The 16,316-nt window shown below is 66.3% G+C and carries 15 protein-coding genes; 7 read left to right on the plus strand and 8 right to left on the minus strand.

The window, feature by feature from the left end; all coding sequences use genetic code 11:
* Window positions 1-24: 24 nt before the first annotated feature.
* Window positions 25-1,005: a GlxA family transcriptional regulator gene (locus ACT6QU_RS17175; protein ID WP_444565500.1), complete on the minus strand. Its 981-nt coding sequence runs from the start codon at window positions 1,003-1,005 to the stop codon at window positions 25-27.
* A gap of 70 nt (window positions 1,006-1,075) precedes the next feature.
* Here ACT6QU_RS17175 and ACT6QU_RS17180 point away from each other — a divergent pair, with 70 nt between their 5' ends.
* The 5 genes from ACT6QU_RS17180 to ACT6QU_RS17200 all read left to right on the plus strand — a co-directional run bounded on the left by ACT6QU_RS17180 (window position 1,076) and on the right by ACT6QU_RS17200 (window position 7,731).
* Window positions 1,076-1,990, plus strand: coding sequence for a 3-keto-5-aminohexanoate cleavage protein (locus ACT6QU_RS17180; protein ID WP_444565499.1), 915 nt, complete (start codon window positions 1,076-1,078; stop codon window positions 1,988-1,990).
* Between the two features lie 187 nt (window positions 1,991-2,177).
* Window positions 2,178-3,245 carry a 3-hydroxyacyl-CoA dehydrogenase NAD-binding domain-containing protein gene (locus tag ACT6QU_RS17185; protein WP_444565498.1) on the plus strand — a complete coding sequence of 356 codons (1,068 nt, stop codon included), beginning with the start codon at window positions 2,178-2,180 and terminating at the stop codon, window positions 3,243-3,245.
* Between the two features lie 193 nt (window positions 3,246-3,438).
* Window positions 3,439-4,602 (plus strand): acyl-CoA dehydrogenase family protein, encoded by a 1,164-nt coding sequence (locus ACT6QU_RS17190; protein ID WP_444565497.1) that lies wholly within the window; start codon window positions 3,439-3,441, stop codon window positions 4,600-4,602.
* A 187-nt stretch (window positions 4,603-4,789) separates the two neighbouring features.
* Entirely contained in the window at window positions 4,790-6,949 is a 2,160-nt protein-coding gene (locus ACT6QU_RS17195) for an acetate--CoA ligase family protein (RefSeq protein ID WP_444565496.1), read from the plus strand.
* Window positions 6,946-7,731, plus strand: a complete 786-nt coding sequence (locus ACT6QU_RS17200) for a carnitinyl-CoA dehydratase (RefSeq protein ID WP_444565495.1) — start codon at window positions 6,946-6,948, stop codon at window positions 7,729-7,731. Before ACT6QU_RS17195 ends, ACT6QU_RS17200 begins: the two co-directional genes overlap by 4 nt.
* A gap of 21 nt (window positions 7,732-7,752) precedes the next feature.
* On the opposite strand, the gene pcaF is transcribed toward ACT6QU_RS17200, so the two are convergent.
* Genes pcaF through ACT6QU_RS17215 form a run of 3 tightly spaced genes read right to left on the minus strand, consistent with a single transcriptional unit; the run spans window position 7,753 to window position 10,369 of the window.
* The gene (gene pcaF, locus ACT6QU_RS17205) at window positions 7,753-8,961 is read right to left on the minus strand and encodes a 3-oxoadipyl-CoA thiolase (RefSeq protein ID WP_444565494.1); all 1,209 of its coding nucleotides are present in this window, start codon (window positions 8,959-8,961) and stop codon (window positions 7,753-7,755) included.
* A 2-nt stretch (window positions 8,962-8,963) separates the two neighbouring features.
* Complete coding sequence (locus tag ACT6QU_RS17210) at window positions 8,964-9,635, minus strand: 3-oxoacid CoA-transferase subunit B (RefSeq protein ID WP_444565493.1); 672 nt, start codon at window positions 9,633-9,635, stop codon at window positions 8,964-8,966.
* Window positions 9,632-10,369, minus strand: a complete 738-nt coding sequence (locus tag ACT6QU_RS17215; RefSeq protein ID WP_444565492.1) for a 3-oxoacid CoA-transferase subunit A — start codon at window positions 10,367-10,369, stop codon at window positions 9,632-9,634. The genes ACT6QU_RS17210 and ACT6QU_RS17215 overlap by 4 nt, the downstream gene beginning before the upstream one ends.
* A gap of 125 nt (window positions 10,370-10,494) precedes the next feature.
* Between ACT6QU_RS17215 and ACT6QU_RS17220 the strand changes: the two genes are divergently transcribed.
* The gene (locus ACT6QU_RS17220) at window positions 10,495-11,268 is read left to right on the plus strand and encodes an IclR family transcriptional regulator domain-containing protein (protein WP_444565511.1); all 774 of its coding nucleotides are present in this window, start codon (window positions 10,495-10,497) and stop codon (window positions 11,266-11,268) included.
* 3 nt (window positions 11,269-11,271) lie between these two features.
* On the opposite strand, the gene ACT6QU_RS17225 is transcribed toward ACT6QU_RS17220, so the two are convergent.
* From ACT6QU_RS17225 to ACT6QU_RS17240, 4 genes are all read right to left on the minus strand, one after another.
* Complete coding sequence (locus tag ACT6QU_RS17225; protein ID WP_444565491.1) at window positions 11,272-11,487, minus strand: hypothetical protein; 216 nt, start codon at window positions 11,485-11,487, stop codon at window positions 11,272-11,274.
* A 143-nt stretch (window positions 11,488-11,630) separates the two neighbouring features.
* Complete coding sequence (gene xylA / locus ACT6QU_RS17230) at window positions 11,631-12,941, minus strand: xylose isomerase (protein ID WP_444565490.1); 1,311 nt, start codon at window positions 12,939-12,941, stop codon at window positions 11,631-11,633.
* A 4-nt stretch (window positions 12,942-12,945) separates the two neighbouring features.
* Window positions 12,946-14,394 (minus strand): xylulokinase, encoded by a 1,449-nt coding sequence (gene xylB, locus ACT6QU_RS17235; protein WP_444565489.1) that lies wholly within the window; start codon window positions 14,392-14,394, stop codon window positions 12,946-12,948.
* Between the two features lie 83 nt (window positions 14,395-14,477).
* Window positions 14,478-15,800 (minus strand): tetratricopeptide repeat protein, encoded by a 1,323-nt coding sequence (locus ACT6QU_RS17240; RefSeq protein ID WP_444565488.1) that lies wholly within the window; start codon window positions 15,798-15,800, stop codon window positions 14,478-14,480.
* 185 nt (window positions 15,801-15,985) lie between these two features.
* On the opposite strand from ACT6QU_RS17240, the gene ACT6QU_RS17245 reads away from it, so the two are divergent.
* On the plus strand, window positions 15,986-16,282 hold the full coding sequence (locus tag ACT6QU_RS17245; protein WP_444565487.1) for a DUF6074 family protein: 297 nt from the start codon (window positions 15,986-15,988) through the stop codon (window positions 16,280-16,282).
* Window positions 16,283-16,316: the final 34 nt, after the last annotated feature.

The following is a 16,316-nucleotide window of genomic DNA, read 5'->3' on the forward strand; positions in this document are numbered from 1 at the left end:
GCAGAGGGGTTATTTTTCATTTTCTCACCCCCGCCGCATCGCGCTCGGCGTCTTGCCGAACGCCCGCCCGAAAGCACGCGAGAAAGCGGCGGAACTCGAAAAGCCGGTTCGCGCGGCGATGTCCGCCATCGGCTCGCGTGTGTCGAGGACGAGGCGCCGCGCCGCATTGAGCCTCAGCCGCAGATAATAGGCGCCGGGGCTTTCGCCGATCGCGCGGCGGAAGACGAGTTCCATCGTCCGCACCGACAGCTTGGACCGTCGCGCGATGGCAGCAACGGTAAGCGGCCGGTCGACATGCGCCTCCATGATCCGCACTGCCTGCGCGAGCCGCGGATCGTGGCCATCGAGCCGGCCGAGCGAGACCAGCGGCTGCGCGTCGCTCGCCGCCCGCGCCTGGTCATAGATGAAGACGCTCGCCACATCGAGCGCGACGCTCATGCCGAGGCGCGATCGGATCAGATGGAGCATCAGGTCGAACCCCGGCGACGCGCCGCCCGCCGTGACGACCGGCCCGTCGATCACGTATCGGTCGGGCCGGACATTGGCTTCCGGGAAGGCGGCGGCGAAGTCCTCGAGATCCTCCCAATGCGTCGTCGCCGCGCGGCCGTCGAGGAGCCCCGCATGGCCGAGAACCCACGTTCCCGCCTCGATGCCCCCGACCGCACGCGCAGCACCCGCCGCCCGTTTGAACGCCGCAAGCTCGGGGCCGGAGAGCGCGCCGCGCGAACCGAAGCCGCCGATCGCGATGATAAAATCGCCCGCGCGACCCGCCTCGAACGCGCCCGACACCGCGACCGGCAATCCACTGGTCGTCTGCGGCGCCGCACCGTCGAGCGAGACCACGCGCCAGTCGAATACCTGCCGCCCGCAGATGCGGTTCGCGGCGCGCAAGGGATCGATGGCGCACGCGACACACATCAGCGAGCAGCCCGGCAGCACGAGAAAAGTCACCGCCAGCGGGGTTCCGTCGGGCCGAAAGATCGACTGTTTTTCGCTTTTCATCAATTATCATGCGTAAATCGCAAAACATGCTGACGCAAGGGACGCGAAGCTGGCAACAACTTGGAGGATGCCCATGCCGCTCGAAATGAACCACGAGGTCTTCATCACCTGTGCCGTTACCGGCTCGGGAAGCACGCAGGACCGCTCGCCCCACGTGCCGCGCTCGCCGAAACAGATCGCGGATTCGGCGATCGAGGCGGCCAAAGCCGGTGCCGCGATCGTCCACTGCCATGTCCGCGATCCCGAGACCGGCGCCCCGCGGCGCGACATCGCGCTCTACCGCGAGGTGACCGAGCGCATTCGCGACGCCGAAGTCGACGTGGTCCTGAACCTCACCGCCGGCATGGGTGGCGACATGGTGTTCGGCTCGACGGAAAAGCCACTGCCGCTGAAGGAACAGGGCACCGACATGGCCGGCGCCGCTGAACGCGTCGAGCATGTGCGCCAGTGCCTGCCCGAAATCTGCACGCTCGACTGCGGCACGATGAATTTCGCCGAAGCCGACTACGTGATGACCAACACGCCAGGAATGCTCCGCGCCATGGGCGGCATGATGACGAAGATGGGCGTCAAGCCCGAGGTCGAGGCCTTCGACACCGGCCATCTCTGGTTCGCCAAGGAACTGGTGAAGGAAGGCGTCCTCGCGCCCGACGCGCTGGTGCAGCTTTGCATGGGCGTGCCCTGGGGCGCGCCGGACGACCTGAACACTTATCTGGCGATGGTCAACAACGTGCCGAAAGACTGGACCTGGTCCGCCTTCGCGCTCGGCCGCAACCAGATGGCCTACGCCGCCGCCGCCGTCCTCGCCGGCGGCAATGTCCGCGTCGGGCTGGAAGACAATCTCTGGCTGGGCAAGGGCGAACTCGCCACCAACGCGCAACTGGTGGAGCGCGCGGTGACGATCGTGGAAAATATGGGCGCGCGGGTGATCGGGCCGGACGAGGTGCGCAGGAAACTGAACCTGACAAAGCGGGCGCCGGTGGCGTGAACGATATGAAGAATGAAAACGTCGCGATCCTTCGCGCCCCCCTCTGTCCTGCCGGACATCTCCCCCGCATGGGGGGAGATCACACGGTGTCGGTGACGAGACTAATCTCCCCCCTCGCGGGGGAGATGTCCGGCAGGACAGAGGGGAGCAACGTAGAGCGCGACCTCCGCCAAGTGGAGCAAACCAAATGACCATCACAAAGGCAGCCTGCATCGGCGGCGGCGTCATCGGGGCGGGCTGGGTCGCGCGCCTTGTCTTGAACGGCATCGACGTCGCCATCTTCGATCCCGACCCCGAGGCCAAACGCAAGGTCGACGAAGTCATGGCCGGCGCCCGCCGCGCCTACAAGCGCCTGGCGACGTCGGGCCGCCCGAAAGAAGGCGCGATCACCTACGCGACGAGCATCGCCGAGGCTGTCGCCGATGCCGACTTCATCCAGGAAAGCGTGCCCGAGCGGCTCGACCTGAAGCACAAGGTGCTGGCCGAAATCGACGCCCACGCGCCTTCCTCCGCGCTCGTCGGCTCGTCCACTTCCGGCATCAAGCCGACCGACATGGCCGTGGCGATGAAGCACCATCCCGAGCGCCTCGTCGTCGCGCACCCGTTCAACCCGGTCTACCTCCTGCCTGTCGTCGAGATCGTCGGCGGCGAGCAGACATGGCCCGAGGCCGTCGAACTCGCGCGCGAATGTTACGCGCAGATCGGCATGAAGCCGGTCGTCATCCGCAAGGAAATCGAAGCCTTCGTCGGCGACCGGCTGCTCGAAGCCATGTGGCGCGAGGCGCTGTGGCTGATCAAGGACGGCATCTGCACGGTCGAGGAACTCGACGACATCATGCGCTACGGCTTCGGCCTGCGTTGGGCGCAGATGGGCATGTTCCAGGTCTACCGCATCGCCGGCGGCGAGGCCGGCATGCGCCACTTCATGGCCCAGTTCGGCCCCTGCCTCTCATGGCCGTGGACCAAGTTGATGGACGTGCCCGAGTTCAACGACGAACTCGTCGACCTCATCGCCAGCCAGTCGGACGCGCAGTCGGACAAATGGACGATCCGCGAACTGGAAAAGATCCGCGACGACAATCTGGTCGCGATCATGGAAGCGCTCTCGAAGGAGAACAAGGGCAAGGGGTGGGGCGCGGGGCAGTTGCACAAAGCCTATGTCGATCGGCTCGGCAAAGCGAAGCCGGTTTCGAAGACGGCCGCCAAGGCGAAGGCGGACAAGCCGAGGAAGGTGATCAAGGTGCAATCCAGATGAGCGAAGCGGTCGACCCCCACTCCGACCCGCTGCGCGGGCCACCTCTCCCCCGATCGACGGGGGAGAGGATCGGCGCTGCCGCAACGCATGCGCTTCTCCAGCCTGGCTTGCTCTCCCCCGTCGAACGGGGGAGAGGTGGCCCAAAGGGCCGGAGTGGGGGTCGAACTGCCGGGTTGACGGCGGAGTTCCGGCCATGAACTTCTCCCTCACCGAAGAACAGCGCCTCATCGTCGACACCACCCGCGCCTTCGTCGAGAACGAACTTTACCCGCACGAGGCGGAGATCGAGCGCACCGGCCATCTGCGCATGGACCTCGTCAAAGAGCTGCAGGCCAAGGCTATCGCGGCCGGCCTCTACGCCGCCAACATGCCAGAAGACGTCGGCGGCGCCGGGCTCGATACGCTGACCTGGCTGCTCTACGAAAAGGAGCTCGGCCGCGCCAATTACGCGCTGCACTGGACCTGCGTCGCCCGCCCGTCCAACATCCTCCTCGCCGGCACCGACGAGCAAAAGGAGCGCTACCTTTTTCCCTGCATCCGCGGCGAGAAATGGGACTGCCTCGCCATGACCGAGCCCGGCGCAGGCTCCGACCTGCGCGGCATGAAGGCGAGCGCCAAGCAGGATGGCGGCGACTGGGTGCTCAACGGCACCAAGCACTTCATCTCCCATGCCGATATCGCCGATTTCGCCATCGTCTTCATGGCGAGCGGCGAGGAAGAAACCCCGCGCGGGCGCAAAAGGCTCATCACCGCCTTCTTCGTCGACAAGGGCACGCCGGGCTTCACCGTGCGCGACGGCTACCGCAATGTCTCGCACCGCGGCTACACCAATTCCGTCCTCGAATTCGACGATTGCCGCCTACCTGCAAGCCAGGTTCTCGGCGAGGTCCACAAAGGCTTCGAGGTCGCCAATTCCTGGCTCGGCGCGACCCGCCTCCAGGTCGCCGCCACCTGCATCGGCCGCGCCGAACGCGCGCTCGGCCACGCCGTCGACTGGGCCGCCAGTCGCGAGCAGTTCGGCCAGAAAATCGGCAAGTTCCAGGGCGTCTCGTTCAAGCTCGCCGACATGGCGACCGAACTGAAGGCCGCCGACCTGATGCTGATGGAAGCCGGCTGGAAATACGACGCCGGCACGGTCACCGACATGGACATGGCGATGGCCAAGCTGAAGGCCAGCGAAATGCTCGCCTTCGTCGCCGACGAAGCGATCCAGATCCATGGCGGCATGGGCCTGATGGACGAACTGCCGCTGGAACGCATCTGGCGCGACGCGCGGGTCGAGCGCATCTGGGAAGGCACGAGCGAAATCCAGCGGCATATCATCTCGCGGGCGTTGCTGCGGGCGGTGGGCGGTTGATGTTGGGCGGTTACGCGCGTCAGACCCCCACCCTTTATCCCTCCCCACAAGGGGGAGGGAGACTTCGACGCCGCATGCACTCATTCAGTGCTGTGTTGTGTAGCCATGGCGCAACGTGGATGCCCTCCCTCCCCCTTGTCGGGAGGGATACAGGGTGGGGGTCCCCTCGCAAGGCTCCTTCCCCCTCATGACCCGCCTCCACCGCCTCCTCCACCCCCATTCCATCGCTATCGTCGGCGGCGGCGCCTTCGCGACCAACGTCGTCAAACAGTCTCTCAAGATGGGCTTCACCGGCCACATCTGGCCCATCCACCCAACGAAACCAGACATCGAAGGCATCCCTGCCTTCCGCTCCATCGCCGACCTGCCAGTTCCACCCGACGCAGCCTTCATCGGCGTCAACCGCTTCGCCACGATCGACATCCTGCGCGAGCTTGCCGCCCGCAACGCCGGCGGCGCGATCTCCTTCGCTGCCGGTTTCCTCGAGGCCGACGACCCGGACGGCCCCCGCCTCCAGCACGAACTCATTGAGGCCGCCGGCGACATGCCCGTCATCGGGCCGAACTGCTATGGGCTGATCAACTATGCCGACGGCGCGCTTTTGTGGCCCGACCAGCATGGCGGCCGGCGCCTAGCGCCCGGCACGCGCGGCGCGGCGATCATCACGCAGTCTTCCAACATCGCCTGCAACCTCACCATGCAGAAGCGTGGCCTTCCCATCGCGTTCCTGATGACGGCGGGCAACCAGGCGCAGACCGGTCTGTCGGAGATGGCGCTCGGCCTGATCGAGGACGAGCGCGTGTCCGTGCTCGGGCTCCACATCGAAGGCTTCGATTCCATCCCCGGCTTCGAACGCCTCGCCGCCCGCGCGCGCGCGCTGAAGAAGCCGATCGTCGCGATGAAGGTCGGCCGCTCGGAGCAGGCGCGCGCGGCGACGATCTCGCACACGGCCTCGCTTGCGGGTTCCGACGCCGGCTCGGACGCTTTCCTCAAACGCCTCGGCATCGCCCGCGTCCACTCGATCCCGGCCTTCCTCGAAACGCTGAAGCTTCTCCACGGCGTCGGGCCGCTGCCCGGCAACCGGCTCTCCTCGATGAGTTGCTCAGGCGGCGAGGCGTCGGTGATGGCGGATGCGGCCGACGGGCGCGCGGTGAACTTCCCGCCGCTCGGCGAGATGCATCGCAACCGGGTGAAGGCCACCCTCGGCCCCCTCGTCGCCGTCGCCAATCCGCTCGACTACCATACCTTCATCTGGAACGACGGACCGGCCATGACCGCGACCTTCACGGCAATGGTTTCGGGCGGGTTCGACCTCAACATGTTGGTCCTCGACTTCCCCCGCACCGACCGCTGCTCCGACGCCGACTGGTGGCCGACCGTGCGTGCGTTCGAGGCCGCGTTAAAGGCCAACGACGCACGCGGCGCGATCGTGGCCTCGATGGCGGAGAACTTGCCGGAAGAACACGCCGACGATCTCTTCGCGCGCGGAATCGTGCCGCTGCACGGCATAGAAGAAGCGATCGCGGCGGCGGAAGCGGCGGCGTTTGTGGGACAAGCCTGGCGCAATCTTTCCTCTACCCCCAAAGGGGAGAGAGGTGGCCCGGCGAAGCCGGGACGGAGTGGGGGGGAGGCGTTGGCGCATAACCCCCACTCCGCCTCGCTTGGCTCGGCACCTCTCCCCCTCAAAGGGGGAGAGGAACGGCGCCCGCTAGACGAAGCCACCGCCAAATCCCTCCTCGCAGCCCACGGCCTGCCCGTCCCCCCAGGCCGCCGCGTATCCTTCGCGCAAGAAGCCGTCACCGCCGCCGAAGCTCTCGGCCTGCCCGTCGCACTTAAGGCGCTCGGCCTCGCGCACAAATCCGAGCACGGGGCAGTCCGCCTCAACCTACGCACGCCCGCCGAAATCGAAGCCGCTGCATCCGCACTCTTGCCCCTCGGCACCGGCCTCTACGTCGAACGCATGATCGAAAACCCGATCGCCGAACTCATCGTCGGCGTCTCGCCAGATCCCGTCTTCGGCGCGCTGCTGACGATCGGCTACGGCGGCCTCCTCGTTGAGCTTCTGGCGGACACCACGACGCTGCTCCTCCCCGCAACCCGCGACGAGATCGAAACGGCGCTGCGCTCGCTAAAACTCTTCCCACTCCTCGACGGATATCGCGGCCGCCCGAAAGCCGACATCGCCGCCGCGATCGACACGATCCTCGCCATTTGCGATTTCGTCGTCGAGAATGAGGGCCGGGTCGTCGAACTCGACATCAACCCGCTGATCGTCTGCGAGCGCGGCGCGTTCATCGCCGATGCGCTGCTGGTCGGCGATTTCGAAGCCTTGGAGAAAACCGCATGAACGCCGACATCGTCAAAACCCGCCGCGAAGGCGCGATCCTCGAAATCACGCTCGATCGGCCGAAGGCCAACGCCATCGATCTCGAAACGTCGCGGCTGCTCGGCCAGACCTTCAAATCCTTCCGCGACGATCCCGAACTGCGCGTCGCGATCGTCCGGACCGCAGGCGACAAGTTCTTCTCGGCAGGCTGGGATCTGAAGGCGGCAGCCGGCGGCGATGCGGTCGATGGCAATTACGGCGTCGGCGGCTTTGGCGGGCTGCAGGAACTGCGCGACATGAACAAGCCGGTCATCGCCTGCGTCCACGGCATGGCGGTCGGTGGTGGCTTTGAACTGGCGCTCTCCTGCGACCTGATCTACGCGTCCGAAACGTCGAGCTTCGCCCTGCCCGAGATCAAGGCCGGCACGCTGGCCGATGCCGCGACGATCAAGCTCCCGCGCCGCATTCCCTATCACGTCGCGATGGACATGCTGTTGACCGGCCGATGGATGGATGTGCTCGAAGCCCATCGCTGGGGCCTCGTCAACGAGGTACACCCCGCTGATCAGCTCGAAGAGCGCGTCTGGGACGTGGCAAGATTGCTTGCCGCAGGGCCGCCACTGGTCTTCGCCGCCATCAAGGAAGTCGCGCGCGAGGCGGAAGGTCAAAGCTTCCAGGCAGCCATGAACCGCATCACCAAGCGCCAGTTCGGGACGGTCGACCGGCTTTACGATTCGGAAGACGGCCTCGAAGGCTTCAAAGCGTTCGCCGAAAAACGCGACCCGGTGTGGAAGGGGCGCTGACGCCCCTCCCAAGCGCGTCGACTATACCCGCTCGATCGCGATCGAAATGCCCTGGCCAACGCCGATGCACATCGTCGCCAGCCCATAGCGCGCGCCGCGTTCCTTGAGCTCCAGCGCCGCCGTGCCGGTAATGCGCGCACCCGACATGCCAAGCGGATGGCCGAGCGCGATGGCGCCGCCATTGGGGTTCACATGGTCCGCGTCGTCTGCGATGCCGAGATCGCGCAGCGTGGCCAAGCCCTGCGACGCGAAGGCTTCGTTGAGCTCGATCACGTCGAAATCCGAAACCTTCATGCCGAGCCGGTCGACGAGCTTGCGCGTCGAAAGCGCCGGGCCGAAGCCCATGATGCGCGGCGCGAGGCCTGCGACGGCGCCGCCGAGAACGCGCGCGATCGGTGTCAGGCCATATTTCTTGACCGCAGCTTCCGACGCGATGATCAGCGCCGCCGCGCCGTCATTGACGCCCGAAGCGTTGCCGGCGGTGACCGTGCCGCCCTCCTTTTTGAACGGCGTCGGCAGCTTGCCGAGCTTCTCGGCCGTCGTGCCGGCGCGCGGGTGCTCGTCTTTGTCCACGACGATCGGGTCGGCCTTGCGCTGCGGGATCGTCACCGCGACGATTTCCTTGGCGAGGCGGCCATTCTCCTGCGCGGCGACGGCCTTCTCCTGGCTGCGCGCGGCAAACGCGTCCTGGTCGGCGCGGCTGATCTGGAACTGCTCGGCGACGTTCTCCGCCGTCTCCGGCATGGAATCGACGCCATACTGCTTCTTCATCAGCGGATTGACGAAACGCCAGCCGATCGTCGTGTCGTAGATTTCCGCATTGCGCGAAAAGGCCGTGTCGGCCTTCGGCATGACGAAAGGCGCGCGCGACATGCTCTCGACGCCGCCGGCGATCATGATCTCCGCCTCGCCCGCCTTGATGGCGTGGGCGGCATTAATGACGGCGTTCATGCCCGAGCCGCAGAGCCGGTTGACGGTCGCGCCCGGAACGGCTTCCGGCAGGCCGGCCAGAAGCAGCGACATGCGCGCGACGTTGCGGTTGTCCTCGCCGGCCTGGTTGGCGCAGCCATAGACGACGTCGTCGATGGCGGCCCAGTCGACGCCGGGATTGCGCTCCATCAGCGCCTTCAGCGGCACGGCACCGAGATCGTCGGCTCGCACGGAGGAAAGTGAACCGCCAAAGCGGCCGATGGGCGTGCGGACAAAGTCGCAGATATAGGCGTCAGCCATGTTCAAACCTCCGGTACGATCAAATCCTTGCAGGCACCCTCGACCACGAGCTTCGCTCCGGTCACGGCCTGCAAATCTTCCATGCTGATGGACGGCAGCTTTTCGCGCAGGACGAAACGCTTGTCGATGATTTCGACGACGGCAAGGCTGGTATAGACCGTCGTCACGCAGCCGACGCCGGTCAGCGGCAGCGAGCAGCGCTCGACGAGCTTCGGCTTGCCGTCCTTGGTGACGTGGTCGGTGATGACGCAGACGCGCTTGGCCCCGTGCACGAGGTCCATCGCGCCGCCGACCGCCGGCACCGATTTCGGACCCGTCGACCAGTTGGCGAGATCGCCGTTTTCGGCAACTTCGTAGGCGCCGAGGATCGCGACGTCGAGATGCCCGCCGCGCACCATGGCGAAGCTGTCGGCGTGGTGGAAGAACGAAGCGCCCGGATTGAGCGTCACAGCCTTCTTGCCGGCATTGATCAGGTCCCAGTCTTCCTGACCGGCGGGCGGCGCTTCGCCGAAATCGAGCACGCCGTTCTCGGTGTGGTAGATGACCTCGCGGCCCTTGGGCTTGAACTTCGCCACCATCTCGGGAAAACCGATGCCCAGATTGACATAGGCCCCGTCCTGGATGTCCTGCGCCGCGCGCCAGGCGATCTGGGCGTTGGTGAGTTTCGCGGTCATGCGCCCGCCCCTTCCTTCACGAGCGCCCCTTCGCGCAACAATGCCTCTTCCTGCTTCGCATCGGCGATCTCGACGACCATGTCGACGAAGATGCCAGGCGTGACGACATGCTCGGGATCGATCGCGCCGGGCTCGACCACCTGCCGCGCCTGAACGATCGTCGTCGCCGCCGCCATCGCCATCAGCGGCGCGAAATTGCGGGCCGCCTTGTTGTAGGTGAGATTGCCTTTCCGGTCGGCAAGCTCCGCCTTGATGATCGCGACATCCGCCTTCAACCAGCGCTCCTGCACGTAAGAGCGGCCATCGAACTCGGCGACCGGCTTGCCCTTGGCGATGTCCGTTCCGAAGCTCGTCGGCGTATAGAAGGCCGGAATGCCGGCGCCGCCCGCGCGGATGCGCTCGGCGAGCGTGCCCTGCGGCACGAGTTCCAGCTCGATTTCGCCGGCGTGGTAGCGCTCGGTGAAGGCGCGCGCATCCGTTGAGCGCGGGAACGAACAGACCATCTTGGCGACCATGCCGGCATAGATCATCGCGGCGATGCCAACCGCGCCATTGCCGGCATTGTTGTTGATGACGGTCAGCCGGCCGGGCGAGCCGGTCGCCTTGTAGCGTTCGACGAGCGCTTCGATCAGTTCGATCGGTGCACCCGAGCCGCCAAAGCCGCCGATCATGACGGACATGCCGTCCTCGATACCGGCGATCGCATCCTCGATGCTGGGGGTGATCTTGTTCATCTCGCTCCCGGAAATTTGGACGGAAGGCAGAACGCCGACCGCAGTTCGACTTCAACAAAAGTTCGCATTGCGAACATATGTTCCATATGCGATACATGCTCTAGATGACTGAGGGTAACGTGTCAATCGAAGAGCAGGCAAGCCGCTCCGACTTCGTCGGGTCCTTGGAGCGCGGGCTGGGCGTCATGGAAATCCTGGCGGCGCATCCGGCCGGCCTGACGATGAGCGAGGTCGCCGACCGCGCCTCCTTGACCCGCGCCGGCGCACGGCGCTTCCTGCTGACCCTCGTCGCGGCCGGCTATGCAAGGCAGGACGGGCGCATCTTCCGCCTGTCGCCGCGCCTCATCACGCTCGGCCGCACATGGCTATCCGGCGCCTCGCTTTGGACCTATGCGGAGCCCTTCATGCGCGAGGTCTCGCAGGCACTGAACGAGAGCTGCTCGGCGGCGGTTCTGGCGGACGAGGACGTGGTCTATGTGGCGCGCATCGCCGGCGCGCGCATTGTCGGCGTCGCGCTCCATGTCGGCACGCGCCTGCCGGCCTTCTGCACGTCGATGGGCCGGGTGATCCTGTCAGGTTTATCGGCCACCGACCTCGACGCATTCCTTGCCCGCGCGCAGATCGCCGCCAAAACCGAACGGACGGTGACCGACCCGGCCGAACTCGCCCGCCTCGTTGCCAAGGCGCGCACGGATGGCTACGCCATCGTCGACCAGGAACTGGAGATCGGCCTGCGCTCCATCGCGGTCCCGATCCGCGACCGCACTGGCGCCATCGTCGCGGCGATCAACGTCTCGACGCAATCGGCGCGGATGCCGCTGTCGGAAATGGAGCGGGAATTCCTCCCGCTCCTGAAGACGGCCGCCAGTTCGATCGAGGATTTTTTCGTGGTGCAGTAGCGGTCAGGCCGCTTCGCAGGTGCCTTCGTCGCGCTCGATCAGGCCCTTGATCGTGCGGGCGAGCGTCAACTGTCGGTGCTGCGCGATGGCGCGGTCGATCTCGTTGTCGGTTTCGGGCAGTTCCGCAACGGCCAGGAGCCGGTCGACGATCGATACCATGTCGGCGGAACCATTGCAGAGCGCACGGTCCGGGCGGGCGGCATTGTGTAGGTGAAGCATCGATTCCTCCTTTCGTCGATTGCGCGAAGAAATAGCCGGGATCGATGACAGAGCGAAGACAAGGGCGCGTCCAAAATGGGGCGGGGGAGAGACTTTTCTTCCCCGCGCCGCCCCAGAAGTAAACGCGCCTTGCTTCCGCGCCGCTAGACGTAGCGGTTAACGATGTTCTCCAGCCGCTCCTGCCGGCCCGAGACCGGCTGCGGGTCGATGCCGGCATCGAGGGCCCAGGTCGAAATCTCTTCCAGCGAATACGATCCGTCGAGCATCTTCTTCGCATTCGGCTCGGACCAGCCGGCGTAGCGCTCCTCGAGCGGCGCGGAGAGCGCCTTGTCCTCGATAATCTTCGCTGCAGCCTTCAGCCCGCGCGCGCAGCAATCCATGCCGCCGACATGGGCAGCGAGCAGGTCGATTGGATCGAGCGACTGGCGGCGCAGCTTGGCGTCGAAATTGGTGCCGCCGGTGGTGAAGCCGCCGGCTTTCAGCACCTCCAGATAGGCGAGCGCCATTTCCGACACATTGTTGGGGAACTGGTCGGTGTCCCAGCCGGACTGGTAGTCGTTGCGGTTCATGTCGATCGAACCGAAGATCCCGATCGCGCTTGCGAGCGCCAGTTCGTGCTCGAAGGAATGGCCGGCGAGGATGGCGTGGCCCTGCTCGATATTGACCTTGACCTCCTTCTCCAGCCCGAAATCCTTGAGGAAGCCATAGACGGTCGCAACGTCGAAATCATACTGGTGCTTGGTTGGCTCCTGCGGCTTGGGCTCGATCAGGATCGTGCCGTCGAAGCCGATCTTCTTCGCATAGTCGACGACGAGCGACAGGAATCGCCCCGCCTGCTCGCGCTCGCGCTTCATATCGGTGTTGAGCAGCGTCTCGTAGCCCTCGCGCCCGCCCCACAACACGTAGTTCTGCCCACCGAGACGCTTGGTGACGTCGACGCAGCTCTTCACGGTCGCGGCTGCATAGGCGAAAACGTCCGGGTCCGGATTGGTTGCAGCGCCCGCCATGTAGCGGCGATGCGAGAAGAGATTGGCGGTGCCCCAGAGCAGCTTGACGCCGGTCTCTTCCTGCTTCTTGGCAAACACATCCGCGATCTCGTCGAGCCGCGAAATGCTCTCCTTGAGCGTCGCGCCCTCGGGCCGCACGTCGGCATCGTGGAAGCAGTAGAAGGGCGCGCCGAGAAGCTGGAACATCTCGAAGGCGACGTCGGCCTTTTTCTTGGCCGCTTCCATCGTGTCGCCGAACCAGGGCCGCTCGAAGGTCTGGCCGCCGAACGGGTCACCGCCCGGCCAGGCGAAAGAGTGCCAGTAGGCGACGGCAAAACGCAGATGGTCCTCCATCCGCTTGCCGAGCACGATCTCGTTCGGATCGTAGTGACGGTAGGCCAGCTCCGACGTCGATTCTGGGCCTTCGAACTTGATCGGCTTGGTGTCGCCGAAGAAACCGGTGCTCATGGTGTCAGACTCCTTTGAGTGCAGGATAAAGCGCGCGGAAACGCGCATAGGCGTCCCCATAGGCCGAGGCCAGCGCGCGGTCGGGTTCGATGATCGAGGCAATGCCGGGCCGCGTCAGGATGGAGGACGACTCGGCGTTTTCAGCCGCGATGAGGCCGAGCCTTGCGGCGCCGAAAGCAGCGCCGAAATCGCCGTCGGCCGGAACCTCGACAGGGATGCCGAGCGCCGTCGCGATGGTCTTCAGCCAGAGCTGCGAGCGGGAGCCACCGCCGACTGCCATCACGGATGACAGCTCGGTTCCTGCCGCGCGCAGCGCCTCAAGATTGTCGCGCAGCGCAAACGCAACGCCTTCGAGCACCGCCTGCGTCAGGCTCGCGCGGTCGCTCTGGTGCGATAGGCCAATGAGGGCGCCGCGGATCGCGGCATCATTGTGCGGCGTGCGCTCGCCGGAAAGGTAAGGCACGAAGGTGACGCCCGACGGCGCGCGCAGTTCGGCGCCAAGTTCGCCCGTCAGCTCGGCCGGCTTCGCGCCGGTGACGCCGGCAAGCCAGTTGAGCCCGTCCGTCGCCGACAGGATGACGCCCATCTGGTGCCAGGTCGCGGGGATCGCATGGCAAAACGTGTGCACCGCGCTTTCCGGGTTCGGCAGGTAGCTATCGGTAGCGGCGAAGACGACGCCCGATGTGCCGAGCGAAACGAAACCCTCGCCGCCTTTCGCGACGCCGAGCCCGCAGGCCGAAGCCGCATTGTCCCCCGCCCCGCCCGCGACGACGACATGGTCGGTCATGCCCCATTTGGCCGCAAGCTCGCCGCGCAACCGGCCCGCAGGCTCTGTGCCCTCGACGAGGCTCGGCATGTGCTCTTCGCCAAGTCCGGTCACTGCCAGAAGCTCCGGCGACCATCGCCGATTGGCGACGTCAAGCCAGGCCGTTCCGGCCGAATCCGACATGTCCGACATCGTCTCGCCGGTGAGCCAGAGGCGCAGATAGTCTTTCGGCAAGAGCACCTTCGCGACGCGCTCGAAGATCTCCGGCTCATTGGCTCGAACCCAGGCGAGCTTGGGCGCGGTGAAGCCGGGAAAGACGATGTTGCCGGTGATCTGCCGGAAGCGCGGATCGGCGTCGAGCCCGCCCGCCTCGGCGTGGCTGCGCGTGTCGTTCCAGAGAATGCACGGACGCAGCACCATCCCGGCGCCATCGACCAGCGTCGCGCCATGCATCTGGCCGGAAAGGCCGATGCCACGCAGGGCTGACATTTCCTGCGGGTGGGACTGGGCCAGCGTCCCGATTGCCTCCTCGGCCGCCGCGATCCAGTCGGCCGGGTCCTGCTCGGACCAGCCCTCATACGGCCGCGAGATGGAAAGCGCAGCAGATGCCGACGCGACAACCTTCTGGTCGGCGTCCATCAGCAGAGCCTTCAGCCCGGACGTGCCGAGGTCGAGCCCGAGATACATGGCAAATTCCTCCCGTACGCACTCTTAGCAGATTGCACGCCGCCGCCGAGTCGAATTTTTTCGGAACTCGCAATAAATCGCGATCAGGCGGCGGTGATGGCGTCCGCCCGCTGCCGCAGGATGCCCGACATCGGGCTCGCCTCGCGCTGGGCGGCGCGCTCCGCTGTCAGCCGTCCGGCCATCGCGCGGTCGCCGGAGCGGATCGCCGCCTCGATCAGCGTCAGGTCGATCACGTCGCGCTGCGCGTGGCTGCCGCCGAAGGAATGCGCCCGCGACCGCACGGCATTGAGCAGCCGCACCGTCTGCGCATAATCGCCGCGCCCGAATGCGTGGAGCGCGCGGGCGATCGGCCGGCCGACATCGCGGGTGAAGCCGGCATTGTCGCCCGCGCCCGCGACCGCCTCGTCCTGCGCCGCCAGAAGCCGTGCCGCCTCCTCCTCGCGGCCGCCGGCAACGAAGGCCATAATCGCGTGCATGTCGTTGAAGGCGTAGGCCGACGCGCCGGCATGCGGCGCCCATTGCGCGGCGAGCGGCGTCCAGCGATCGCCGACATCGACGCCGCCCAGATGCAGCCGCCAGAGGATCGCCGACGCGTCGACCATGTTGAGCGCGATCGTCGAGCGCGCGCCGAAGATCGGCCCGTCATAGAGCGCCAGCACCTCGTCCGTCTCGCCGAGGTCGAAATGGTAGAGCGCGAGGTGCCACCAATTGTGGACCTGCAGAAAACTCTCCTTCGTCCAGTGATCGGCATTGCCGCGCATCCAGGCGATGCCCTCGCGCTGCCGGCACTGCATTTCCATGACATGCGCCACCGCATGCTGCGCCCAGCCATCGCGCGGGTTCATCTCCACCGCCCGTCGACCAGCCCGCTCGGCCGCGCCATAATCAGCATTTTCCTCAAGACCGAAGGCGCGCATGCCGAGCATGGCGTGGTAGCCCGCCATGCTTTCATCCCAGGCGGGCAGCGCGCGCTCGATCCGCGCCCGCAGCATCGGCGCATTGCCGGTGAAGAAGTCGATCTGGTGCCCCGCCTGCAGCGCCAGCGCATCGCGCGGATGCTCGCCGGTCAAATCGGCAAGCACGCGCCCTGCATCATGCCAGCGGCCTTCGGCGAGATGGCCGAGCGCTGCGACATGCACCCGCTCGCGAGGATTGGCCGGCAGCGCCACGGCGGCCCCGTGGGCAGCACGGACGACGGGACCGGCCGTCGGCTCGGTCGAAAGCCCGTAGAGATAGCCCTTCAGCACATGCGCCATCACCGTGTCGGGATCGGCCTCGATTGCTGCGTTCGCCGCCCCCACCGGATCGCCGATGAAGCATTGCAGGTCGGCGACGCCGCGCATCAGATGCGCGTCCGCCCCGTTCGCCCCGCCGGAGATGGACAGATCGATCGCGTCGGTCGCCATGAAGCAGTCCCGGTTGATGACGGCGCCGAGCCTACGCCCGCCGCGGAGCCGATGCCAAGCCCGCCGCGTTCACGCGCTTTTCGGCGAAAGTAACATCTCGTCAACCACGCGGCGACAATCATGCGGACAAGGCCGGGCGATTCGCACCGGCAGACTTGCATTTCGTGACCGAGGGGATGGGTAGCGTGCGTTTGAATGAAGATGAAGCGGCCAGCGCCGCGATCCGGTTGTTCCCGATGGAGCGCCGGCAGGGCCGCATCGAGGCCGTTGCCACAGCCTTGCAGCGCGCAAGCAGCGACCGCGTCGCGGACCGCTACGCCGGACGCGTGGCCCAGACCATGTTTGCCGAACTCGAACTCCTCGGCCTGCCCGAACTCGCGCAGGACGAGGCGGTTGGTGCCTTCTTCAACGAGGTCGACCAGACGATGGCCGCGCGCCGCGACGCCGAGCCCTGGATGGCCGAGATCATCTCCCTGCGCTGAGCGGAAAGCCGGGCGCGGCATTGGCAGCGCCCGG

This window comes from Aliihoeflea sp., from assembly GCF_052435475.1.
Taxonomy (GTDB): domain Bacteria; phylum Pseudomonadota; class Alphaproteobacteria; order Rhizobiales; family Rhizobiaceae; genus Aliihoeflea.

Coding starts and splice junctions, on each gene's coding strand:
- ACT6QU_RS17225 (WP_444565491.1), bottom strand. CDS start 11,487: ATGCTTCACCTACACAATGCCGCCCGCCCGGACCGTGCGCTCTGCAAT.
- ACT6QU_RS17195 (WP_444565496.1), top strand. CDS start 4,790: ATGACCCGCCTCCACCGCCTCCTCCACCCCCATTCCATCGCTATCGTC.
- ACT6QU_RS17200 (WP_444565495.1), top strand. CDS start 6,946: ATGAACGCCGACATCGTCAAAACCCGCCGCGAAGGCGCGATCCTCGAA.
- pcaF (WP_444565494.1), bottom strand. CDS start 8,961: ATGGCTGACGCCTATATCTGCGACTTTGTCCGCACGCCCATCGGCCGC.
- ACT6QU_RS17185 (WP_444565498.1), top strand. CDS start 2,178: ATGACCATCACAAAGGCAGCCTGCATCGGCGGCGGCGTCATCGGGGCG.
- xylB (WP_444565489.1), bottom strand. CDS start 14,394: ATGTATCTCGGGCTCGACCTCGGCACGTCCGGGCTGAAGGCTCTGCTG.
- xylA (WP_444565490.1), bottom strand. CDS start 12,941: ATGAGCACCGGTTTCTTCGGCGACACCAAGCCGATCAAGTTCGAAGGC.
- ACT6QU_RS17180 (WP_444565499.1), top strand. CDS start 1,076: ATGCCGCTCGAAATGAACCACGAGGTCTTCATCACCTGTGCCGTTACC.
- ACT6QU_RS17190 (WP_444565497.1), top strand. CDS start 3,439: ATGAACTTCTCCCTCACCGAAGAACAGCGCCTCATCGTCGACACCACC.
- ACT6QU_RS17210 (WP_444565493.1), bottom strand. CDS start 9,635: ATGACCGCGAAACTCACCAACGCCCAGATCGCCTGGCGCGCGGCGCAG.
- ACT6QU_RS17240 (WP_444565488.1), bottom strand. CDS start 15,800: ATGGCGACCGACGCGATCGATCTGTCCATCTCCGGCGGGGCGAACGGG.
- ACT6QU_RS17215 (WP_444565492.1), bottom strand. CDS start 10,369: ATGAACAAGATCACCCCCAGCATCGAGGATGCGATCGCCGGTATCGAG.